This is a genomic window from Pseudomonas sp. BW16M2, from assembly GCF_014268865.1.
Taxonomy (GTDB): Bacteria; Pseudomonadota; Gammaproteobacteria; order Pseudomonadales; family Pseudomonadaceae; genus Aquipseudomonas; species Aquipseudomonas peradeniyensis.
Map to the genome: position 1 here is coordinate 29,336 of NZ_JABWRI010000013.1, position 24,316 is coordinate 53,651.

Consider the following 24,316-nt stretch of genomic DNA (forward strand, 5'->3'; position numbering starts at 1 on the left):
TCAGCGGGTAGTTGGTGCGCCCTTCGCTGCCCAGGGTCTCGATCCCCTCCCAGGCCTGTGGCTGCGGCGCGGCGCGGGTGCTCTGGCGGTAGTTGAGCATGGCACTGAACAGCGGCAGCGGCGCGGCCACCTGGCTGCAGCGCTGGGCCAGGGCCAGCGAGGCATGCTCATGGACCAGCAGCGCCGACAGCTCACGGTGGGTGGCCAGCACGCCGTCGCGCACGCCCAACCCGTCCAGCTCGACCCGCAACGGCAGGGTGTTGATGAACATACCCAGTGCCCGCTCGCTGCCCTCGCCGCCCTGCAGGCGGCCCAGCAGCACCGTGCCGAAGACCACGCGGTCCTTGCCGCAGGCCACCGCCAGCAGGCGTGCCCAGGCCAGGTGCACCAGGCTTGCGGTGCTCACCCCCAGTTGGCGGGCCTGGTCGCGCAGGCGAGCATAGCGGGCGCCGTCGAATTCCACCTCGGCCTCATCGAGGGCCTGGCCTTCGCCCTGTACCTCGCGCAAGCCGAACGGCAGGCTCGGCTCGTCGATGTCGCCCAGACGGGCGCGGAAGAACGCCTCGTGCTCGGCCTCGCTGACGCCAAGGCGCGCCTGTGCCACATAGTTGCGGTACGGCACCGAGGCCGGCAATGGCTCGCTCTGCCCCAGCAGGTAGCCGCGCAGCTCGGCCTGCACCGCCTGCATGGCGATATGGTCGAGCACGATATGGTGGAACTGCAGCACCGCCTCGACCCGCTGACTGCCCGGCTCGGTGCGGTGCAGCAGGCGGATCAGCGGCGCCTGGCCGAGGTCCAGGCGTGCCAGGTGGGTGTCGTCGAGCGGCGCCAGTTGCAGCGGCGCCTGGCGCCAGACCACCTGCACCGGCTGCGGCAGGCCGTCCCAGAGCACCGCGGTGCGCAGGATGTCATGGCGGGCGATGACCTGCTCCAGGGCCTGGGCGAACACCCGCAGACGCGCCGGACTGTCGAAGCGCAGCCGTGCCCGCAAGGCGTAGGGATCGGCGCCCACGGCACTCAAGTGCAGGTAGAGGATGCCTTCCTGCAACGGCGCCAGGGGGTAGATATCCTGGACATTGGCCGCGCCACCCGGCACCGCGGCGACGATGCGCTCGATGGCGTCCGGCTCCAGGCTCACCAGCGCCAGCATGTCCGGGGTGATATGGGTGCAGCCCGCCGGAATCCGGTTGGCCGGTACCGTCACCGCGCCGCCCTGGCCCAGGGTGGCCGCCAGCGCGGCGACGCTCGGCTGGCCGAACAGGGTGCGCACATCCACCTGCAGGCCGGCCTGGCGCAGGCGCGCGGTCAGGGTCACGGCCAGCAGCGAATGGCCGCCCAGCTCGAAGAAGTTGTCGTGCCGCCCTACCCGCTCCACGCTCAGCAGCTGCGACCAGATCTCGGCCAGCAGCACCTCGGTTGAGCCTTGGGGCGCCTCATACTGGCGCGCCTGCACATCCGGCAACGGCAGCGCCTGGCGGTCAAGCTTGCCGTTGGGGGTCAAAGGCCAGCTGTCGAGGTGGATGAACAGCGCTGGCACCATGTACTCCGGCAACCGCGCCAGCAACGCCTGGCGTAGCGCGTCGGCCGGCTGCGGCTCGCCGCGGTGATAGGCGACCAGGCGATCACCGCCGTGTGGATGCCGGTGAACCAGCACCAGGGCCTCGCGCACGCCGGCCACGCGATTCAGGCAGGCCTCGATCTCGCCCGGCTCGATGCGCAGGCCGCGCAGCTTGATCTGGTGGTCGGTGCGACCGAGGAAGGTCAGGCTGCCGTCGGCGGCCTGGCGCACCCGATCGCCGCTGCGGTACAGCCGCTCACCTTCGACGAACGGACTGGCGATGAAGCGTTCGGCCTGTTGCTCCGGCAACCCCAGGTAGCCACGCGCCACCCCGGCACCGCCGATATGCAGCTGGCCGGCGACGCCCCAGGGTACCGGTTGGTCGTGGGCATCGAGGACGTACAGGCGGGTGTTGTCGATGGGTTGGCCGATCGGCAACGTGCCGGATGGAATCAGCTGTCCGGGTTCCAGGGTCCAGGCGCTGCAGTCGACCGTGGTCTCGGTGGGGCCGTAGACGTTATGCAGGCGCACCTGCGGCAAGCGCTGGCGAACCTGCCGGGCCAGGGCCTCGGTCAGCTCGCCACCGCCGCAGACGATATCGCTGAGGCTGGCGCAGGCGGCACTGTCGTCCTGGTCGAGGAACTGCTGCAACAGCGCGGGCACGAATTGCACCACGCCGACCTGCTGCTGGCGGATCAGCCCGGCCAGGTACTGCGGGTCGCGCTGACCGTCCGGGCGCGCCAACACCAGTCGCACGCCGCTGCACAGCGGCCAGAACAGCTCCCACACCGAGGCGTCGAAGCTCACCGGGGTCTTGTGCAACACCGCGCCACCGGCCGGGAACCGGCGGGCACTCCAGTGCACCAGGTTGGCCAGGTTGCGGTGCTCGACCATCACCCCCTTCGGCAGGCCGGTGGAACCGGAGGTGTAGATCACATAGGCCAGGTGCGCGCCGTTCAGCCCAGGCACCCGTGGGTCGCTGTCCGGCTGCCCGCCCCAGCTCGGTTGATCGAGATCGACCTGCGGCACCGCCGTCTCGCCGACCAGCGTCCGCGTGCCTCGTTGCACCAGCAGCGCTCGCGGCTGGCTGTCGGCGAGCATATGGCCGATACGTTCTGCCGGGTAATCCGGGTCCAGCGGCACATAGGCGCCGCCGGCCTTGAGGATGGCCAGCAGGCCGACCACCAGCGATAGGCCACGCTCGACACAGATCGCCACCCGGTCGTCGGGCTGCACGCCCAGCGCGATCAGGTGGTGGGCCAGGCGGTTGGCCTCGGCGTTGAGCTGGCGATAGCTCAGTTGTCCGTCGTCCGACTGCACCGCAACCGCCTCGGGATCGCGCGCCACCTGCTGCTCGAACAACGCCTGGACGGGCTGTTCGAGATCGACGGCCTGGGCCGTGGTATTGCAGGTCTGCAACAGATGCTCACGCTCATCGTCCGGCAATACCGGCAGCGCCAGCAGCGCTTGCCGTGGCTTAGCCTCCAGACCTTCGACCATGCCCAGCAGCACATACCGTAATTGCCCGCAGATCCGCTGGGCACCGACGCTCGCCGGGGTCATCGCCACCAGACGGAAGCCTTCCCCCATGTCGTCCACGCTCAAGCTCAGCGGGTAGTTGCTGCGCTCCTGGCCATCGATGAACTCGATGCCCTGCCACTCCAGGCGCCGGTCTGCGCTCGCCGCCTGGCCATGGCGGTAGTTGAGCATGGCGCTGAACAGCGGCGCCGGGGCCGGCACGCCACTGCAACGCTGGGCCAGGGCCAGCGACGCATGCTCGTGCACCAGCAAGGCGCTCAGGCGCTGCTGGGTCAGGCGTACGGCGTCCTGCAGGTCGAGGCCTGCAAGGTCGAGGCGCAGCGGCAAGGTGTTGATGAACATGCCCAGGGCCCGCTCGGCGCCCTCGCCGGCCTCCAGGCGGCCCAGCAGCACGGTGCCGAACACCACACGGTCGGTGCCGCTGACGGCCGCCAGCAGGCGGGCAAAGGCCAGGTGGAACAGGCTGGCGGGGCTGATGCCCAGCTGCCGGGCCTGTTGCCGCAGCCGCGCGGCCAGGGTTTCGTCCAGCCACAGCTGGGCTTCCTCGATGGCCTGGCCGTCGCCCTGCACATCGCTCAGGCCGTAGGGCAGCGTCGGCTCGTCGATATCGCCCAGCTGCGCACGGAAGAACGCCTCGTGCTCGGCCTGGCTGACGCCCAGCCGCGCCTGGGCCACGTAGTTGCGGTAAGGCACCGGGGCCTGTACCGGCACGGCACTGCCCTGCAAGTAGCCCAGCAGCTCAGCGCCGATGATCTCCAGGGCGGTGTGATCGAGAACGATATGGTGGAACTGCAATAGCCCCTCGATGCGCTCACTGCCGATAACGCTGCTATACAGCAGGCGGATCAGCGGCGCCTGGGCCAGGTCGAGGCGTTGCAGGTCTTGCCCATCCAGCGGCGCGACCAGCAGCGGCGCCTCGCGCCAGACCACCTGCAGCGGTTGCGCCAGGCCTTCCCAGAGCACGGCGGTTCGCAGCACGTCATGACGGCTGATGGCCTGGCGCAAGGCCCTGGCGAACGCCTCCAGGCGTGCCGGGCTGTCGAACGCCATGCGCGACTGCAGCACATAGGGATCATGCTCCGGCGAGCTGAGGTGGTGGTAGAGAATGCCTTCCTGCAACGGCGCCAGCGGGTAGATGTCCTGCACGTTGGCCGCGCCGCCCGGCACCGTGGCGACGATGCGCTCGATGGTGGCTGGTTCAAGCTCCACCAGTGGCAGCATGTCCGGGGTGATCTGGGTGCAGCCGGCCGGAATCCGGTTGGCCGGGACCTCGACCTGGCGGCCATGGCCCAGGGTCGCCGCCAACGCCGCCACGGTCGGCTGGCCGAACAGGGTGCGCACGTCGGCCTGCAGGCCGGCCTGGCGCAGGCGCGCGGTGAGGCTCACCGCCAGCAACGAGTGGCCGCCGAGTTCGAAGAAGTTGTCGTGGCGACCGACCTGCGCAACGCCCAGCACCTCGGCCCAGAGTGCCGCGATAGTGGTTTCCACGGCGCCTTCCGGCCTCGCGTAGGCCTGACCAGTGAGTATGGCCGGTTCCGGCAAGGCCTTGCGGTCCAGCTTGCCGTGGCTGGTCAGTGGCAGCTCGTCCAGGCGGACGAAGGCTTGCGGTATCAAATGGCCCGGAAGGCTGGCTTGCAGGCCTTGGCGCAGGGTGTCGAGATCGACCATGGCGATTTCGGTGAACCAGGCCAGCAGACGCTCGTCACGCACCAGCACCACGGCATCCGCAATGCCCGGCTGGGCCTTCAGCGCGGCCTCGATCTCGCCCAGCTCGACCCGCACGCCACGGATCTTCACCTGGTCGTCGTTGCGGCCCTGGTAATCCAGCGTGCCGTCGGCGTTCCAACGCACCAGATCACCGGTACGGTACATCCGGCCACCGTTGAACGGATCGTCGACAAAGCGTTCGGCAGTCAGCTCAGGACGGTTGAAGTAGCCTCGGGCGACCTGGGCGCCACCGATGTACAGCTCACCGGTTACCCCCACCGGCACGGGCTGGCGTTGCTCGTCCAGTACATAGACGCGGGTGTTGGCGGTCGGCTTGCCGATGTGCAGCGCGCCGCCCGGTTGCAGTTGCCCCGACGTCGCCACCACGGTGGTCTCGGTCGGGCCATAGTTGTTGACCAGCGCAAAGCCCGGATCGCGGTCGAATTGGCGCAGGCGATCGCCGCCGACCAGCAGCGTGCGCAGGGTCGGGTGCTGGCGTTCACGGCGCAGCGCCTGCTCGGCGACCGGTGTCGGCAGGAAGCTCACTTGCAGCGGCTGCTCCAGCCACCAGTCGAGCAGTTCATCGACATGCTCGCCGCCGATAGACGCCGACGGCAGGTGCAGCACCGCTCCGGTGCACAGCGCCGGCCAGGCTTCCCAGGCCATGGCGTCGAAGCCAAAGCCCGCGACGCTGGAGGTGTGACTGCCCTCGCCCAACTCGAAAGTCTGGCAATGCCAGTGAATCAGGTTGGCCACGGTGCGGTGTTCGACCATTACACCCTTGGGCTGGCCGGTGGAGCCGGAGGTGTAGATCACATAGGCCAGCTGATTTTCGTCCAGCCCTGCAACCACAGGATTGCTGGCCGCGTGGTCGAGCCAGTCATCGCCATCCAGCCTGACTTTGGCTGCATCACCGACCAACGCTTCGGTGGCCGACTCGACCAGCACCAACGCCGGCGCACTGTCGCTGAGCAGATAGGCAATCCGCTCCGCCGGATAACCCGGATCGACCGGCACATACGCCGCGCCGGCCTTGAGCACGGCCAGCATCGCCACCATCCGTTGCGGGCCACGTTCCAGGCACAGTGCCACGCGGTCGCCCAGGATCACGCCACGTTTGATCAGGTGATGAGCCAGGCGGTTGGCACGCTGGTTGAGCTCGCCGTAGCTCAGGTTCAGCTCACCCTGTACAACGGCCAATGCTTCGGGCGCTTGAGCCTCGACCAGCACGTGCACGGTCTGACCTTGCGGATAGGCCTCGGCTGTGGCGTTGAAGTCCTCCAGCACCTGGCGCGAAGCCTCGTCATCCAACATCGGCAGGTCATCCAACATTTGCCCGGGGCGCTGTTCCAGAGCCTGCAACAGCTGGCCGAGAGTGTTGACCATCCAGCCGCCGATCTGCGAAGCCGGCAGCCCTTCAGCGGTCAGCACGCTCAGGCTGAAGCCTTCGCCCAGGTCATCGACGCTCAGGGTCAGCGGGTAGTTGCTGCGCTCCTCGCCACCCAGCAGGCGCACGCCCTGCCAGATGCCCTCGCCGTCGCGAGCGACGCCCTCGCTACTGTGACGGTAGTTGAGCAAGGCACTGAACAATGGCGCCGAAGAGGCCACGCCGCTGCAACGCTGGGCCAGCGCCAGGGGCGCGTGCTCGTGTCCGAGCAGGGCCGACAGCCGCTGGTGGGTGACACGCAGCGCCTGGTCAACCGGCAACGCGGTGTCCACCCGCAATGGCAGGGTGTTGATGAACATGCCCAAGGCCCGGTCGGCACCCTCGCCCGCTTGCAGACGGCCCATCAGCACGGTACCGAATACCACGTCGCGACGCCCCGCCAGCACACCCACCACGCGAGCCCAGGCCAGGTGCACCAGGCTGGCGGCGCTGACGCCGCGCTGCCGCGCTTGCTCACGCAAGCCATGGGCCAGGGTGGCCGGTAGCATCAGCGCGGCATGTTCGACCCGCCCACCATCACCCTGCACATCGGCCAGGCCATACGGTAGGGTCGGCTCGTCGATATCGCCCAGTTGCGCGCGGAAGAACGCCTCGTGGCCGGCCTGATCGTCGCCCAGGCAAACCTGGGCGACATAGTTGCGATACGGCACCGCGGCGGGCAGCGTGGCGCCACGCCCGTCCAGCAGCGCCTGCATCTCCTCGCCGACCACGGCCATGGCGGCGTGGTCGAGGGTCAGGTGGTGGAACTGCAACAGGGCTACCCACTCGCCCTGGCGCGGATCCTCGGCATAGACCAGGCGCAGCAAGGGCGCCCGGGTCAGGTCCAGACGCTGCTGACGGGCATCGAAACGGGCCTGCAGTTGCTCGATCACCGCCTCTTCGCCCAGGCCGGTGACTTCGCTGACCGCCAGGCGAGCCTGGCGCCAGACCACCTGCACCGGCTCGTCCAGTCCCTCCCAGACCACCGAGGTACGCAGGATGTCGTGGCGGTCGATGACCTGTTGCAAGGCCGCAGCCCAGGCACGCAAACGCCCGATGCTGTCAAAGGCCAGGCGCGACTGCAGCAGGTATGGGTCGCCCTGCTCGGCACTGAGGTGATGGTAGAGAATGCCTTCCTGAAGCGGCGCCAGCGGGTAGATTTCCTGCACGTTGGCGGCACCACCCGGCACGCTGGCGACGATACGGTCGATGCTGGCCTGGTCCAGGTCGATCAGGCTGAGCATGTCTGGCGTGATCTGCGTCGCGCCTTGCGGCACACGGTTCTCGGGCACTGCCACTTCACGCCCGGACCCCACCGCCGCCGCCAGCGCGGCCAGGGTCGGCTGGGCGAACAGTACACGCACGTCGGCATCCAGGCCGGCTTTGCGCATGCGCTCGATCAGGCTCACCGCCAGCAGCGAGTGGCCGCCCAGTTCAAAGAAGTGGTCATGGCGACCGACCTGCTCGACCTTGAGCACCTCGGCCCAGATCGCGGCCAGCGCGGTTTCGATTTCACCTTGCGGCGCCTCGAAGGCACGGCTGACCAACGCGTCGCTGCCCGGCTGCGGCAAGGCGCGACGGTCGAGCTTGCCGTTGGCGGTCAGCGGCAGCGCGTCCAGTTGCACATAGGCCGACGGCAACATGTAGTCCGGCAGGTGGCCTTGCAGCTGCCGGTGCAACTCGGCGATCGCCTGATAGCCCGTGAAATAGGCCACCAAGCGCTTATCGCCCGGCACATCCTCACGCACGATCACGGCGGCATCGCGCACACCCGGGCACTCGCCCAGGCGCGCCTCGATCTCGCCCAGCTCGATACGGAAGCCACGCAGCTTGATCTGCTGGTCGGCACGGCCCAGGTAACGCAGGGTGCCGTCGGCCTGCCAGCTCACCAGGTCGCCGCTGCGGTACATCGTGCCGCCGTTGAACGGATCCGGCAGGAAGCGCTCAGCCGTCAGCTCCGGCTGCCCCAGATACCCCAGGGCCACGCCGTCACCGGCGATGTACAACTCGCCCACCGCCCCTACCGGCAGCAGTTGCTGGCGGGCATCGAGCACGTAGCAGCGGCTGTTGCCGATCGGTTTGCCAATCGGGATGCTGCCCTCGCCCACCTCGGTGATTTCGTGGGTGGTGCTGAAGGTGGTGGCCTCGGTCGGGCCGTAGCCATTGAGCAGGTGTTGCGGCGCGCCATCGCGCAGTACCCGGGCGATTACCGCCGGGTCCAGCACATCGCCACCGACCATCAGGTAGCGAAGCGCTCGGAACGCCGGCAGCAGGTCATCGGCGAACTGATGGAACAGGCCAGCGGTCAGCCACAGCACGGTGACACTCTGCTCCAGCAGCACTTCGCGCAGGCCCTGGCGCGACAGCACCGTGTCCTGGTCGATCACCACCACTGCGCCGCCATTGAGCAACGGCGCCCAGACTTCCAGGGTGCTGGCGTCGAACGCCGGGTTGGAAGCAAAGGCCACGCGGTCCTGGCTATTGAAATCGGCGAAACCGTTGTTGATCACCAACCGCACGATGGCCCGGTGCGGCACCTGCACGCCCTTCGGTGTACCGGTGGAGCCGGAGGTGTACATGATGTACGCCGTGCTGCCGGCGTCCACCGCCAGGCCCAGCGGCGCATCCGCGTAGCCACTCAGGTCGAGGCGGTCGAGTTCGACCCGACGCGCGCCCTCCACTTGCGGCTGGTCGCTGTGGGTCAGCACCAGCCGCGCCTGGCTGTCGGCCACCATGAACTCCTGGCGCTCGGCCGGGGCGTTGCCGTCCAACGGCACGAACACTGCCGCGCATTTGCTGACGGCCAGCTGGGCCGCCAGCAGATCGAACGAACGTGGCAGCAGCAAGACCACGCGATCGCCAGCCCGCACGCCCTGTTCGAGCAGGAAATAGGCCAGGCGATTGGCCTGGGCCTCGAGCTCGGCGAAGGTCCATCGACGCTGACCCTGGACCACCGCCAGCGCATCCGGCGAATTCACGGCCTGGGCCTCGAACAACCGATGCACGGCCAGTTCACGCGGATACTCCCGCGCCGTGGCGTTGAACTGCCGCAGCACGCGCTCGCGCTCCGCTTCCGGCAGGCGATGGAGGCTGTTCAGCGCGCTCATCGGCGTCTGCTCCAACGCCGTGACCAGTTGCAACAGCGCCATGCGCAGCAGCTGGCAGACCCGGCCACCGTCCACGGGTGACACGGCCTGCACCGTCAGCCTGAACTCATTACCGTAGTCATCGACGCTGACCACCAGCGGATAGTTGCTGCGCTCTTGGGCGGTCAGCAGCTCGATCCCCGCCCAGGCTGGACCGTGTTCGGGTTGACCGGCACTGTGGCGATAGTTCAACAAGCTGGTGAACAACGCCTGGGACGCCGGCACGCCACTGCAACGCTGGGCCAGGGCCAGGGACGCCTGCTCGTGGGCCAGCAGGCGCGCCAGGCGCTGGTGGGTCAGGCGTACGCCATCGGCTGCGCCCGCAGCCCCCACGCTGACCCTCAGCGGCAAGGTGTTGATGAACATGCCCAGCGCCCGTTCGGCGCCCTCGCCGCCCTGCAGGCGACCGAGCAGCACGGTGCCGAACACCACGTCCTCGCGGCCGGACAACTGCGCCAGCACCTGCCCCCAGGCCTGGTGCACCAGGCTGGCGACGCTGACGCCCAGCGTCCTGGCCTGGCCACGCAGGCGTGCGCCCAGGTCAGGCTCCAACGGCTGGCGGCTTTCACTGACCAGGCCCGTATCAACCTGGGCTTCGCGCAAACCGAACACCTCGGTCGGTTCATCGATATCGCCCAGCAGCTCGCGGAACAGCGCCTCGTCGGCCTGCGGGTCGGCGCCCAATCGCGCCTGGGCCACGTAGTTGCGGTACGGCACGCTGTCCGGCAGCGCCGTCTGCCCTTGCAGCAAGGCACCGATCTCGGCCACCAGCTGCTCCACGGCAGTGTGGTCGAGGAGGATATGGTGCAGCAGCAGGCTCGCCTCCAGGCGCCCGGCCTGGACCTGGCTGCTCAGGCGCAACAGTGGCGCCTGCCCCAGGTCGAGCCGCAGTGTCTCCAGCGCCGGGCTCGGTACCAGCGGCGCCTCGCGCCACACCACCTGTACCGCCTCGACCAGGCCCTGCCAGTGCAGGCTGGTGCGCAGGATGTCGTGGCGGGCGATGACCTGGTTCAGCGCCGCAACGAACGCGTCCAGCTCGGCCTGACCGGCAAAGGCGAAACGCGCCTGCACCACGTAGGGGTCGGCGCCTTCGCTGGCCAGGTGATGGTAGAGAATGCCCTGCTGCAACGGCGCCAGGCCGTAGATGTCCTGGACATTGGCCAAGCCACCGGGAATCTGCCGTACCAGCGCATCAATGGCGTCCTGGTCAAGGGTGGCCAGAGGCAGCATGTCGGGGGTAATCCGCGTGCAACCGGCGGGGATGCGGTTGGCCGGCACGGCGACGGCCGCATGCCCGCCCACCGATGCGGCCAACGCTGCCAGGGTAGGCTGGCTGAACAGCACCCGCACATCGGCTCGCAGCGCCTGCTGGCGCATGCGCTCGACCAGACGCACCGCCAGTAGCGAATGGCCGCCCAGTTCGAAGAAGTTGTCCTCACGCCCCACCGCCTCGACACCCAGCAGATCCGTCCAGATCGCCGCCAAGGCGGTCTCGACCGGCCCCTCGGGTGCCTGGTACTGCCGCGTCGGCGCTTCGGGCGCCGGCAGGGCCTTGCGGTCGACCTTGCCGTTTGGTGTCAACGGCATCGCCTCGAGGTGGATGAACAGTGCCGGCACCATATACTCGGGCAGTTGCCCCAGCAGATGCTCGCGCAGGTCTTGCGCGACCTGGGCCTGGCCAGTGTGGTAGGCCACCAGGCGTGGGCCACTGTGCGGGTGCTGGTGAACCAGCACCAGCGCCTCGCGCACGCCGGGCAGCCGGTTCAGGCAGGCCTCAATCTCGCCCGGCTCGATACGCAGGCCGCGCAGCTTGACCTGGTGGTCGTTGCGGCCAAGGAACGCCAGGTTCCCGTCCGCGTGCTGACGCACCAGATCCCCGCTGCGGTACAGGCGCTCACCCTTGACGAACGGACTGTCGATAAAGCGCTCGGCCTGCTGCCCGGCCAGCCCCAGATAGCCCCGCGCCACCCCTGCGCCACCGATGTGCAGGTGCCCGGCCACGCCCCACGGCAGTGGCTGGTCGGCGTCGTCCAGGACGTACAGGCGGGTATTGTCGATGGGCCGGCCGATCGGCAGCGCGCCGTGGGGCACAGGTTGTCCTGGCTCCAGGGTGAAGACAGTGCAGTCGACCGTGGTTTCGGTGGGTCCGTAGACGTTGTGCAGGCGCACCTGCGGCAAGCGCTCGCGCACCTGGCGCGCCAGGGATTCGGTCAGCTCGCCGCCGCCACAGACGATATCGGTCAGGCTGGTGCACTGCGCACTGCGCAACTGCTCGACGAACTGCTGCAACAGCGCTGGCACGAACTGCACCACGCTGACCTGCCGTTCGATGATCTTGCGCGCGACATAATCCGCGTCGCGCTGGCCGTCCGCTCGCGCCAGCACCAGGCGCAAGCCGCTGCCCAGCGGCCAGAACAGCTCCCACACCGAGGCGTCGAAACTGATCGGCGTCTTGTGCAGCAGCGCGCCGTCAGCGCGGGTCGGGCACAGCCCGGCGGCCCAGCGCACCAGGTTGACCACGCTGCGGTGCTCGACCATCACCCCCTTGGGCGTGCCGGTGGAGCCAGAGGTGTAGATCACATAGGCCAGGTGCCGTGGGGTGAGCCCGGCCACCCGTGGGCGGGTGGCCGGCAAGGCTTCCCAGGTCGGCTGGTCGAGGTCGACCTGCGGTACCGCCACCTCGCCCAGTACCTCGCGAGTAGCGCTGTGGACCAGCACCGCCAGTGGCGCGCTGTCGTCGAGCATATGACGAATGCGCCCGGCAGGATAACCCGGATCGAGTGGCACGTAGGCGCCACCCGCCTTGAGGATGGCCAGCAGGCCGACCACCATCGACACGCCCCGCTCGATACAGATCGCCACCCGGTCGTCGGGTCTTACCCCAAGTTCGATCAGGTGATGGGCCAGGCGGTTGGCCTGCTCGTCGAGTTGGCGATAGCTCAGTCGCTCGCTGTCGGCCTCCAGCGCAACGGCTTCGGGGCGCAGCTGCGCCTGGTGTTCGAACAGGGCGTGCAGCGGCAGGTCCAGGTCATGGTCGACCGCCGTGTCATTGCAGTCCACCAGCAGGTGATGGCGTTCCTCCAGCGTCAGCACCGGCAGGTCCAGCAATGGCCGCTCGGGCTGCTGCTCGAGTGCCTCCACCACCCCTTCAAAAACTTGCCGCAACTGCCCACACAAGCGCTCTGCGCCCCACTCGGCAAGAGCCTGGACCGACAGGCGCAGGTCCTCGCCCAGATCGTCGACGGCCAGGCTCAACGGGTAGTTGGTGCGTTCCTCGGCCCCCACCACATCGATGCCCGGCGCCACCGCGATCACCTCGGCCGCATCGCCCGCCGCACTGTGGCGGTAGTTGAGCATGCTGTTGAACAGCGGCGTCGGCGCCAGCACGCCGCTGCAGCGCTGGGCCAGGGCCAGGGGCGCCTGCTCATGGCCGAGCAACGCCGTCAGTTGTCGATGGGTGACCAACAGCGCCTCACGCACGCCCTGCCCGCGCAGGTCGACACGCAGCGGCAAGGTATTGATGAACATCCCCAGGGCCTGTTCGCCACCCTCGCCCGCCGCCATGCGCCCTAGCAGCACACTGCCGAACACCACCGACTCCCGCCCGGACAGCGCCCCCAGCAGGCGCGCCAGGCCCAAGTGCATGATGCTCGCCGGGCTCACGCCGAGCAGCCGGGCCTGGGCTCGCAGGCGCTGGCTGAGGCTCGGAGCCAGGGTCAGCCTGGCTTCCTCCATGGCCTGGCCGGCCACCTCCTGGACGCCGAAGGCCAGGGTCGGCTCGTCGATATCGGCGAGCATGGCGCCGAAGAAGGTCTCATGGGCCTGTTCATCCTGGGCCTGCCGACTTCTGGCCAGCAGGTCGCGGAACGGCACCGGGGCCGGCAGTCGCTCGCCCTCACCCGCCAGGTAGGCCTGGATCTCGCGGCGTACGATATCCAGCCCGGTGTGATCCATGACGGTGTGATGGAACAGCAGCAAGGCCAGAACCTCGCCATCGCGGGACTGGGCATGTACCAGGCGCAGCAGCGGCGCCTGGCCCAGGTCCATGCGGTAGTGATGCGTGTCGAAGCATTCGCGCAACCGGCCCAGCACATCCCCGTCGTCGTTCAGTTCGACGGCCTCGCAGACCAGCGGTGCCTTGCGCCACACCACCTGCAGCGGCTGGTCGAGGTATTCCCAGGCCAGCGCGGTGCGCAGGATGTCGTGGCGTTGGATCACCCAGTCGAGCGCCTCGGCGAACGCCTGCAGGCGCGCGGGGCCGGCAAAGCGCAACTGCGCCTGCAGCACGTAGGGATCACCCTCGGCCGCCGTGAGGTGGTGGTAGAGCATGCCCTCTTGCAGCGGTGCCAGCGGGTAGATGTCCTGCAGGTTGGCCGCGCCGCCGGGCACCGTGGCGACAATGCGGTCGATGGCCGCCTGGTCGAGGCCGGCCAGGGGCAGCATGTCGGGGGTGATGCGCAACGCCGGGCTCAACCAGCCGTGATCCAGGCCGGCGAGCATCTCCAGCAGTGCCGGCTTGTGGGCCGCCAATGCATCCCACAGGGCGTCATCGAGGGTGTCTTCATCGCCTTCGACGATCAGGTCGGCCTCCTCGCGCTGGAGTCGGATCGCACGGGTGGAGAGCGCTGCCATGAGTTCGCTGAAGAGCATTGGTAAGCATCCTGCTTTAGCCAGTCGGAAATGCTCGGAACGCTAATGGATCGAGGGGGGGTGGGCTGACATGGGAAGGGGGGACAACAGGTGTTCGACAGGGGCGTTGCGCTGCCCGGGAGCCACCCCGTCAGCCCCCATCATTGCAATTGCCCCCCGCCTGCCCCAAGCTCTGCGGTACCGCCACCCCGGACCGCCAGATGCAACGACGCCACCTGATCCTGATCGCCCTGCTGCTTGTACTGGTACTGCCCATCGCGATCGGCTACCTGTGGCGTGACCAGCAGCCCGCGGCGCCCAGCCTGCCGCCGCACAGCTACGCCAAGGCCCTGCGCCAGGCCCACGACGGCCTGCCGGGCGCCGCCCGGGTGCTCTACCAGCAGCTGCAACGCGACGACCTGCCTCCGATCCGCCGTGCCGCGCTCTACGTCGAGCTACCCAACTACCCATCGCCACAGGCACTGAAGCTGGCCCAGCAAGACCTGGAGCACGTCGACCCGCTGGTCCGCCGCGCCGCCATCGCCAGCATCCGCCGCCTGCTGCCGGCCGCCCAGCGCAGCCTGGTGCTGGGCCCGCTGCTGGAGGATGACGAGCAAAGCGTGCGTTTCGCCGCGGTAGACGCGCTGCTAGGCCTCGACCCTGACGCCATCGGTCTGTACTTTGGCCCCTTGCAGGATGCCCTGGAGCAATACGAGCAGACCCTGGAGCAACAGCCCGATGACGCCGCGGCCCAGGTGCACCTGGCCCGGCTGTACATGCATGAGCAAGCCTACGACGCTGCCACCAGGGCCCTGCAACGCAGCCTGACGGTGGCGCCCGAGGGGCTGGACGCCCTGGCCACCCAGGTGCGCCTGCTGGAGCAGCAAGGCCGTCACGACGCCTCCCGTGAAGTGCTGGCCAAGGCCCTGGCGCTACGCCCCGACTCGGCGTTCCTGCAATACGAGCTGGGGCTGTGGCTGACCCGTCACGAGCAACAGGAATACGCCCTGCTGGCGCTGGCCCGCGCGGTCGAACTGGAGCCGGAAAACAACGATTATCGCTACACCCTGGCTGGCACCCTGCACCAGCTTGAGCAAATAGATGCCGCGCAGAAGCAGCTGGAAACCGTGCTCAACCGCCAGCCCGCCAACCGCCGGGCGCGGGTGTTGCTGATCGAGTACTGGAAGGAAACCGGCCAACTGCAGAATGTCCAGGTCCTGCTGGCCGAACTGGAACGGCAGAACCCGGACGACCCCTACCTGCAGCAGGGGCTCTGAGCCCTTCTTTCAGGCCTGCAACATACGCTGGATCTTGACCACCAGCGTCTGCAACGAGAACGGCTTGAACATCAACGCCGTGCCCGGCTCGTCGAGCAACGCCTGCTCGACCGGGTCGCTGGTGAAGCCGGTAATGAACAGGATTTTCTGCTCCGGCTTCATCAGCCGCAGCGCCTTGGCCACCTGGCGCCCACTGAAGCCTCCCGGCAAACCGATATCGGTGATCACCAGGTCGAACGGGCCGCGATGCCGGAACTCGCCCAGTGCGCCATTGGCATCGGCCACATCGCACACCTCGAAGCCGCATTCGACCAGCGCCTCTTTCATGAGGCCGCGCAGATTGACTTCGTCATCGACCAACAGCAGCCGCTCGCCCCGGGCCTGAACCGGCAACGCTTGCAGGGCGATGCTCTCGGGCAGCACACCCGAATGGCGCGGGAACATCAGTACTACCCGCGTCCCTTGATCCAAGGTCGATTCGATCCACACCTGCCCACCCGACTGGCGCACGAAACCATGCACCATGGGCAGCCCCAGGCCCGCCCCCTGTCCCAACGGCTTGGTGGTGAAGAACGGCTCGAAGGCCCTCGCCACATCCTCCCGGGACATGCCGTGGCCATCGTCCTCGATCTGCAACGTGACGTAGTCGCCCGCCGGTAGACTGGCCGGCCCCTCGCTGGCCAACGCCAAGCGCTCGTTGGAGGTCCTGATCGTCAGGGTGCCCTGGCCAAGACAGGCATCCCGGGCATTGCTGCAAAGATGCAGGAGGGCGTTGCGCAACTGATCGGCGTCGACCTGCAACAGCCAGGGCGCGACATCCAGTTGCCAATCCAGGTGCATTTCGGCGCCGAGGGTCTGGCGCAACATCGGCTCCATCTCCTGCAGCAGGCGATTGATGTTCAGTGGGTTGGGCGACAGCGGCTGGCTACGGGCGAAGGCCAGCAGGTTCTGGGTCAGGCCAATGGCGCGCTGGGCACATTCGCGGGCCATCTGCACATATTCCTCGACACGCTCCATCCGCCCCTGGGCCAGGCGCCGCTCGAGCAGTTCTAGGCTACTGCCGACACCGGACAGCACGTTGTTCATTTCATGCGCCAGGCCACCCGCAACCTTCACCACGGATTCCATGCGCTGGCCGTCCCGCACCGCCGCCTCGGCCAGGCGCTGGACCGCCTGGCGGTCAGCGGTGATGTCCCGTCCCACCAGCGCGGGCAATGCCGGATCGGCAACCCCGGTCCAGCGGAACCAGCAATAGTGCCCTTCGTTGTGCCTGACCCGAGCATCGAATGCCGTCATGCCCTGCCCCTGCAGCAGCGACTTCAATGCAAGCTGGGCTTCGGTGCGATCGGCGGGGTGAAACAGTTCAGGCAACTTCACCTGCAGATGCGACGCCTCGCCCCAGCCCAGCGAGCGATGCCAGGCAGGATTGGCCGAGCGCACGTGCAGGTTGGCATCGAGCATCAGCATCACGTCGGGCGACAGCTGCCAGGTATGTTGCGGATCGCTCAGGTACTGCTCCAGGCGCGCCTCGAAGGACAGCGCCAGTTCACGCCACTCACGCCCGGTCTCGAAACTGGCGGTGGTCTCGATCAGGGCATGCAGGAAGCCGGCAACCTCACCCTGGTCGTTACGGATAGGTGAATAGCAACCCGTCACCCAGGCCGTCGCCGCGAAGCCCTCTCGATTGACAGGCAACGGCGCGTCCTCGATCAGGCTGCCCTGCCCCTTCAGCACCTTGAACACCGCCGCGCCCATGCCCTCCCAGTTCTGCGCCCAGAGTGCATCGAAGGACTGCCCCTGATGGCCACCCTCACCGCCCAGCAGGGCCTGGTAGGGTTGGTTGTGAATCACGGTCAGCGCCGGGCCCCAGACCAGCGCACAGGGAAACGGAGACAGCAATACCATGTCGGCGGCGATACGCAGGGCGGGCGGCCAGGACGTCAGCGGCCCCAGCGGGGTCGTGAACCAGTCGAAGTCGGCGATGGGCTTGCCCATGGTGGCCAGCGGGGAGGAAGGCGGTGCCAGGTGAATGACCTGGATCTCGCCCTCGCCGGCATGCAGGTCAGCGGCCAATATCTTCGTCCCACAGCTCGGGCTTTTCCTCGATGAACCGGCGCATCAGCACCTTGCAGGCCTCATCGTCGTGTACGTCCAGGCGTACACCCCGGCTGCCGAGCAGTTTTTCCTCTCCCAGGAACGTGGTGTTCTCACCAATGACCACATGCTTGATGCCATACAGCAGGATAGCCCCGCTGCACATGGCACAAGGCGACAAGGTGGTATAGAGAGTGGATTCCTGGTACACCCGGGCAGGCTGTCTACCGGCATTTTCCAGGGCGTCCATCTCGCCATGCAGGATGGCGCTGCCGTTCTGCACCCGGCGATTATGGCCGCGGCCGATGATCTTGCCGTCGTGCACCAGCACCGAGCCGATCGGGATGCCGCCCTCCTCGAGCCCCTTGCGAGCCTCGTCGATGGCGGCCTGCAGGAAAGTGGAAGTGCCCTTGTCCATGGTTTCTCCCCGGTAATGCATCGAATTTGCAGCAGCCTAGCACAGCGTTCGCCGCCCGTGGCGCATTGCGTGGCGAGGGCTATGCTGATAAGGCTTTCGCTCCTGCTGGCCAACCGTTTTCCCATGGATTCGACGGGCATGCACACATGAACAAGAAGCTCCTGGTCGTGCTGACCAATACCGCCAAGTACCCCACCATCTCGCGCGCCACAGGACTGTGGCTGGGTGAGGCCGTGCACTTCATCGACAAGGTGCAGCAGGCAGGCTTTGCCGTCGATTACGTCAGCCCGGCGGGCGGCTACGTGCCCATCGACCCGCACAGCCTGCGCATGGCGCCGGAGCTGGACTGGCAGTGGTACGACGACAAGACGTTCATGAACCGCCTGGGCGCCACCTTGAGCCCCGGCCAGGTCAAGGCCGAGCAGTACAGCGCGATCTACTACACCGGCGGACATGGCGTGATGTGGGACTTCCCCGACAACCAGCCGCTGCAAGAACTCGCGCGGCGCATCCATGAGCGCGGCGGCGCTGTCGCCGCGGTGTGCCATGGCGTGGTGGGCCTGCTCAATATCAAGCTCAGCGACAACAGCCTGCTGCTCAAGGGACGCAGGGTGACCGGGTTCTCCAACACCGAGGAGAAACTGGCGGAACTGGACGAAGTGGTGCCGTTCCTGACCGAAAACGAGCTGGGCGCCCGCGGCGGCGAGTACAGCAAGGCGGACGATCCCTGGGCGCCTTACGTGGTGGAGGATGGCAGCCTGATCACCGGGCAGAATCCGGCCTCCACCGCCGGAGTGGCCGAGGCGGTGATTCGCTACTTGCGCAACCGGTAGCTCCCACAAAAGCATCGCGGGGCCAGCCCGCTCCCACGCCCATCATGGCGTGGGAGCGGGCTGGCCCCGCGATAGGTCTTGCAGGTAAGTCGTATTACTCGACGTTCAGCACGCCACGACGCACCTGGTCACGCTCGATCGACTCGAACAGCGCCTTGAAGTTGCCTTCGCCGAAGCCGTCGTCACCTTTGCGCTGGATGAACTCGAAGAACACCGGCCCCAGCAGGGTTTCCGAGAAGATCTGCAGCAGCAAGCGCTTGTCGCCCGGCGCCGAGGCGCCATCGAGCAGGATGCCGCGGGCCTGCAGCTGGTCGACCGGCTCGCCGTGCCCTGGCAGGCGCTCCTCGAGCATCTCGTAGTAGGTCTGCGGCGGCGGGGTCATGAAGCGCATGCCCAGGCCCTTGAGCGCGTCCCAGGTCTTGAGCAGGTCGTCGGTGAGGAAGGCCACGTGCTGGATGCCTTCGCCGTTGAACTGCATCAGGAATTCTTCGATCTGCCCGGCCCCTTTCGACGACTCCTCGTTGAGCGGAATGCGGATCATGCCGTCCGGCGCGGTCATCGCCTTGGAGGTCAGGCCGGTGTACTCGCCCTTGATGTCGAAATAACGGATTTCGCGGAAGTTAAATAGTTTTTCATAGAAGTTGGCCCAGTAGGCCATGCGTCCGCGATAGACGTTATGGGTCAGGTGATCGATGATCTTCAGGCCCGCTCCGACCGGGTTGCGGTCCACGCCTTCGATGAACTTGAAGTCGATATCGTAGATCGAGCTGCCTTCTTCGTAGCGGTCGATCAGGTACAGCGGCGCGCCACCGATACCCTTGATCGCCGGCAGGCGCAGCTCCATAGGGCCGGTTTCGATCTCCACCGGCTGGGCGCCCAGTTCCAGGGCGCGGGCGTAGGCTTCATGGGCGTTGCGCACGCGGAAGGCCATGCCGCACACCGACGGGCCGTGCTCGGCGGCGAAGTACGAGGCGATGCTCTTGGGCTCGTTGTTGAGGATCAGGTTGATGCCGCCCTGGCGATACAGGTGCACATCCTTGGAGCGGTGGCTGGCCACCTTGGTGAAACCGAGAATCTGGAATACCGGCTCCAGCACGCCAGGGGTCGGCGAGGCGAGCTCGATGAATTCGAAGCCTTCCAGGCCCATCGGGTTGTCGAAGATATCTGCCATGTGGGTGTCCTCATCTATAAGCGAAAAACGGTTTATTACAGGCTTTGGATGTGGAGATGGCGTGGTGGTGAGCAGGGGATCCCGCGCACGCTGCGGGCCAGGAAGTCACCAATGATCAGCTTGAACCCATGGTATGTCATATGGACCCATTCTCGGCGGGCTTGATTCCCCGGGAGGCGGAGAACCTTATTGTTGTATTCGTAACCAGATTCTACAGTGCGTAAATTTGTTTGTCGCGCTTTAGTTCGCAGGTTGTTCCGACAAACGGCTATTCTCAGCAGCATCCCGTCGCCTCGCAGAAGGTCCACCCGCACATGCCCCTGACCGCCAAACGCCCCGCCCGCTGGAGCTGGCGCGCCCTGCTGCCCTGGGGTGTCGGCGTGCTGCCGCTGCTGTGCGGGCTGGCGGTGATGCGCTGGCAGACCGAACAGGAACTGCAGGCCAGCAGCCAGGCCACGGCCCGCGAAGTGGGCGCCCATGTCGAAGCGATCCTCGACAGCCTGTCCAGCGCCGCCCATCACCTGCTGCCCAAGGCCGGGTTGCCCTGCGACGAGGTGCAGCTGGCCCTGCGCATCGAGGTGACGCGCAACGCCTTCGTGCGTTCGACCAACTTGTTCGACCACGACCGACTGTACTGCACCTCGCTGTTCGGCGACTTCGACGAGCCAGTGGATGCCAAGGACTACACCAATGGCCAACTGTGGCTGATGAACGGCAACTCGGTCACCCCGGGACAGGCCCTGCTGGTCTACCGGGTCAGCCAGGAGGGCCGCGGCGACCGGGGTGCGATCACCACCGTGGATGGCCGCCACCTGCTCACCGCGCTGCACCTGATCGGCGCCGACAACCTGGTGAGGGTGCATGTCGGCCATCACTGGATGGGCAGCGATGGCCAGGTTCACGACGGCAAGCCGCCGCTCGCGGCCACCGCCGCCACGCAGTATGCCTCCACCCGTTATCCGTTCGATGTGCATGCCGGCTACGAAGATGGCAGGCAGGCCGCATTGATGCGCTCGCGCTACCCCGCCCTGCTGAGCCTGCTGCTGATACTGGGCGTGGCGGCCGGCGCCGCCTGCCGCTGGCAGATCCGCCGCGCCAGCTCATCGCGGGGCGAGCTGGACCGGGCCCTGGATGCCGACGAGTTCCTGCCGTACTTCCAGCCGGTGGTACGCAAGGGCGATTACCGCTGGGCCGGTGTCGAAGTGCTGATGCGCTGGCAGCATCCCCGCGAAGGGTTGGTGCGCCCGGACCTGTTCATTCCCTATGCCGAGCACAGCGGTCAGATCGTCGCCATGACCCGGGCCCTTATGCTGCATACCGCACAGGCCCTGGCCCCGCATGCCGCGCTGCTGGAGGATGGCTTCCATATCGGCATCAACATCACCGCCGACCACTGCCGCGACCTGGGCCTGCTCGACGACTGCCAGACCTTCCTCCAGCACTTTCCGCCCGGGCGCGTGGTACTGACCCTGGAGCTGACCGAGCGCAAGCTGATCGAGCCGACCCCGGTGACCCTGGAACTGTTCGAAAAGCTGCACGCCATGGGCGTGATGATCGCCCTGGACGACTTCGGCACCGGCCAGTCCAGCCTCAACTACCTGCGCCAGTTCCAGGTCGACTACCTGAAGATCGACCAGAGCTTCGTCGCCATGATCGGCGGCGACGCCCTGTCCCAGCATATCCTCGACACCATCATCGAACTCTCGGCCAAGCTGGGCCTGGGCATCGTCGCCGAAGGCGTGGAGACCGAGGTGCAGCGCGACTACCTGGCACGCCACGAAGTGGACTTCCAGCAGGGCTACCTGTTCGCCCGGCCGATGCCCGCCGACGAACTGCTGCTGGCCCTGGCCGCCCAGCCAGGTAGCCCGCAGTTGCCGCCGGGCAATGGCCCTGAGATCATGCGCGGCTGATCCGCCCGCTCACTTCCCGTTTTCCGAGGCATTCGTGTCAAAAGGCATTCTTTCGTCGGTCATGGCGTCCTGTCTGTTCGCCGTGATGTACTTCTATACCTCCTTCCTCAAGCCCCTGGACGGCGAGGAGATCTTCGGCTGGCGCACCCTGCTGACCCTGCCCTGCCTGACGCTGTTCATGCTGGTCTCGAAGGACTGGAAACGGGTCGGCGAGCTGCTCGGGCGGGTACGCCGCACGCCGTTGCTGCTGCTCGGCATGGTCGGCACCTCGTGGCTGATGGGCGTGCAGTTGTGGCTGTTCCTCTGGGCGCCCCTGCACGGGCGCAGCCTGGAAGTGTCGATGGGCTACTTCCTGCTGCCGCTGGCCATGGTGCTGACCGGGCGGCTGGTGTACGGCGAACGCCTGTCACGCCTGCAGAAGGTCGCGGTGAGCTTCGCCGTGCTCGGAGTTGGCCACGAGCTGTACCAGCACGGCAGCTTCGCCTGGGAAACCCTGCTGGTGATGATCGGCTACCCGATCTACTTCGTCCTCAGAAAGCGTTGCCGCACCGACCACCTGGGCGGCCTGTGGTGCGACATGTGCCTGCTGCTGCCGTGGGCCCTGTACTTCGTGATCCAGGGCCCGCTGTCGGCGGCGGACCTGGCCGAGCACCCGGGCCTGTACGGGCTGATCCCGCTGCTCGGGGCGATCAGCGCCTGCGCCCTGATCGCCTACGTGCTGGCCAGCCGCCTGTTGCCGTTCAGCCTGTTCGGCCTGCTCAGCTACGTCGAGCCGGTGCTGCTGGTCGGCGTGGCCCTGCTGCTGGGCGAGACCATCGGCCCCGACCAGTGGCTGACCTACCTGCCGATCTGGGCCGCCGTGCTGGTGCTGGTGCTCGAAGGCTTCAAGCACCTGCTGCGTCAGCGTCGACGTTCGGTGTAAGGCGCACCTGGCGCACCCGACGCTCCTCCACCGCCACCACGGTCATGGTCCAGCCGTTCCAGGCCAGGTGATCACCTACCACCGGCAGGCGGTCCAGCAGGCTCATCACCAGGCCCGCCAGGGTCTGGTAGTCCTCGGTGGCACGGGCGGCGAAGCCGGTACGCGCCTGGACCTGGGCCAGGTTCAGGGCGCCACTGACCACGAAGCCGCCCGCCTCCTCTACCACGCCCGGCCCTTCCACCTCGCTCGCGTCCGGCAGCTCGCCGGCAATCGACTCGAGGATGTCGGTCATGGTCAACACCCCGGTGAAGTCACCGAACTCGTTGACCACGAAGGCGATGTGGGTGGACTGGGCGCGCATCTGCTCCAGGGCGTTGAGGATGCTGAAGCTCTCCAGCAGGTTCAACGGCGCCCGCGCCAGATGTTCCAACGCCGGCTGGTTGCCGCCCAGCAGCTCCTTGAGCAGCTCCTTCTTGTGCACGTAGCCCAACGGTTCCTCGATGCGCCCGTCGCGGATCAGCGGCAGGCGCGAGTACGACGAGTTGACCAGCATCTGGGTGATCGCCTCGGCCGGCTGCGACAGGTCGATGGCATCGACCTTGGCCCGCACCGTCATCACCGTGCGGATCGGCCGCTCGGCCAGGTTGAGCACGCCACTGATCATCACCCGCTCGCGGCGGTCGAACACCACCTGCTCGTCACCACCGGCCACCAGGTCGGCGATCTCCTCGCCCACCTCGTCGGCCTCGACCCGGCGCCCGCCCATCAGGCGCAGCACCGCGTGGGCCGTGCGCTCACGCAGCGGCCTGTGCTGATGCAGGCTGCGCTTGCGGCGAGCGCGGGCCAGCTGGTTGAACAGCTCGATCAGCAGCGAGAAGCCGATGGCCGCGTACAGGTAGCCCTTGGGAATATGGAAACCCAGGCCTTCGGCGGTGAGGCTGAAGCCGATCATCATCAGGAAGCCCAGGCACAGCATGATCACCGTCGGATGGGCGTTGACGAAGCGGGTCAGCGGCTTGCTGGCGACGATCATGATGCCGATGGAGAAGATCACCGCGATCATCATCACCGACAGCTGCTCGACCATGCCCACGGCGGTGATCACCGCGTCCAGCGAGAACACCGCGTCGAGCACCACGATCTGCGCGACGATCGGCCAGAACGCCGCGTGACGGGTCACCCCGCCGCTCTGGGCGACATGGCCCTCGAGGCGTTCGTGCAGTTCCATGGTGGCCTTGAACAACAGGAACACACCACCGAACAGCATGATCAGGTCACGGCCGGAGAAGGTCTTGCCGAACACCTCGATCAGCGGCGCGGTCAGGGTCACCATCCACGAGATACTGGCCAACAGGCCCAGGCGCATGATCAGCGCCAGCGACAGGCCGATCACCCGGGCGCGGTCGCGCTGGTGCGGGGGCAGCTTGTCGGCGAGGATGGCGATGAACACCAGGTTGTCGATACCCAGCACCAGCTCGAGGACGATAAGCGTCAACAGGCCCAGCCAGGCCGTGGGGTCGGCTAGCCATTCCATTAGCGGGTACTCACGAGGGCGGCGTCACGAGGACGGGGGAAGGAAGGCCGGGACGGCCAGGGACTGGGGGGCTCCGCGAAGGTGCTCATATAGACCTTGATTGAAAATAGGGATGTCGATCCTACAATCGAAGCAGATTTCTCTGATAGCGC

At 67.2% G+C, this 24,316-nt stretch carries 9 protein-coding genes (1 of these 9 only partly in view); 4 read left to right on the forward strand and 5 right to left on the reverse strand.

Annotated features, from left to right (window positions below; all coding sequences use genetic code 11):
- A protein-coding gene (locus tag HU735_RS13810; RefSeq protein WP_186713941.1) for a non-ribosomal peptide synthase/polyketide synthase crosses the window boundary here: on the reverse strand, positions 1–14,026 show its 5' portion. 11,426 nt of this gene lie to the left of the window's left edge; the window shows 14,026 of its 25,452 coding nt (coding positions 1–14,026); the start codon lies at positions 14,024–14,026; the stop codon falls past the left edge of the window.
- A gap of 200 nt (positions 14,027–14,226) precedes the next feature.
- On the opposite strand from HU735_RS13810, the gene HU735_RS13815 reads away from it, so the two are divergent.
- Positions 14,227–15,282 carry a HEAT repeat domain-containing protein gene (locus HU735_RS13815; RefSeq protein WP_186713942.1) on the forward strand — a complete coding sequence of 352 codons (1,056 nt, stop codon included), beginning with the start codon at positions 14,227–14,229 and terminating at the stop codon, positions 15,280–15,282.
- A 9-nt stretch (positions 15,283–15,291) separates the two neighbouring features.
- Here HU735_RS13815 and HU735_RS13820 read toward each other — a convergent pair whose 3' ends face one another.
- Together HU735_RS13820 and HU735_RS13825 are read right to left on the reverse strand one after the other, a co-directional pair.
- On the reverse strand, positions 15,292–17,355 hold the full coding sequence (locus HU735_RS13820; protein ID WP_238349814.1) for an ATP-binding protein: 2,064 nt from the start codon (positions 17,353–17,355) through the stop codon (positions 15,292–15,294).
- Positions 17,345–17,794 (reverse strand): nucleoside deaminase, encoded by a 450-nt coding sequence (locus tag HU735_RS13825; RefSeq protein WP_186713943.1) that lies wholly within the window; start codon positions 17,792–17,794, stop codon positions 17,345–17,347. The genes HU735_RS13820 and HU735_RS13825 overlap by 11 nt, the downstream gene beginning before the upstream one ends.
- A 146-nt stretch (positions 17,795–17,940) precedes the next feature.
- On the opposite strand from HU735_RS13825, the gene HU735_RS13830 reads away from it, so the two are divergent.
- Positions 17,941–18,627, forward strand: coding sequence for a type 1 glutamine amidotransferase domain-containing protein (locus HU735_RS13830; protein WP_186713944.1), 687 nt, complete (start codon positions 17,941–17,943; stop codon positions 18,625–18,627).
- A gap of 94 nt (positions 18,628–18,721) precedes the next feature.
- On the opposite strand, the gene hppD is transcribed toward HU735_RS13830, so the two are convergent.
- Entirely contained in the window at positions 18,722–19,798 is a 1,077-nt protein-coding gene (hppD, locus tag HU735_RS13835; protein ID WP_050705816.1) for a 4-hydroxyphenylpyruvate dioxygenase, read from the reverse strand.
- Between the two features lie 314 nt (positions 19,799–20,112).
- On the opposite strand from hppD, the gene HU735_RS13840 reads away from it, so the two are divergent.
- Both HU735_RS13840 and rarD read left to right on the forward strand, forming a co-directional pair.
- On the forward strand, positions 20,113–21,708 hold the full coding sequence (locus HU735_RS13840; protein WP_186713945.1) for an EAL domain-containing protein: 1,596 nt from the start codon (positions 20,113–20,115) through the stop codon (positions 21,706–21,708).
- A gap of 34 nt (positions 21,709–21,742) precedes the next feature.
- Positions 21,743–22,630 carry an EamA family transporter RarD gene (rarD, locus tag HU735_RS13845; protein WP_186713946.1) on the forward strand — a complete coding sequence of 296 codons (888 nt, stop codon included), beginning with the start codon at positions 21,743–21,745 and terminating at the stop codon, positions 22,628–22,630.
- Here rarD and HU735_RS13850 read toward each other — a convergent pair.
- Positions 22,593–24,164, reverse strand: a complete 1,572-nt coding sequence (locus HU735_RS13850; protein ID WP_186713947.1) for a TerC family protein — start codon at positions 24,162–24,164, stop codon at positions 22,593–22,595. The two genes, rarD and HU735_RS13850, sit on opposite strands and share 38 nt — an antisense overlap.
- Positions 24,165–24,316 lie beyond the last annotated feature (152 nt).

Bases quoted from the DNA above. Each gene is read 5' to 3' on its own strand.
- HU735_RS13815 (WP_186713942.1), top strand. From the start codon at position 14,227: ATGCAACGACGCCACCTGATCCTGATCGCCCTGCTGCTTGTACTGGTA.
- HU735_RS13825 (WP_186713943.1), bottom strand. From the start codon at position 17,794: ATGGACAAGGGCACTTCCACTTTCCTGCAGGCCGCCATCGACGAGGCT.
- HU735_RS13830 (WP_186713944.1), top strand. From the start codon at position 17,941: ATGAACAAGAAGCTCCTGGTCGTGCTGACCAATACCGCCAAGTACCCC.
- hppD (WP_050705816.1), bottom strand. From the start codon at position 19,798: ATGGCAGATATCTTCGACAACCCGATGGGCCTGGAAGGCTTCGAATTC.
- HU735_RS13840 (WP_186713945.1), top strand. From the start codon at position 20,113: ATGCCCCTGACCGCCAAACGCCCCGCCCGCTGGAGCTGGCGCGCCCTG.
- HU735_RS13850 (WP_186713947.1), bottom strand. From the start codon at position 24,164: ATGGAATGGCTAGCCGACCCCACGGCCTGGCTGGGCCTGTTGACGCTT.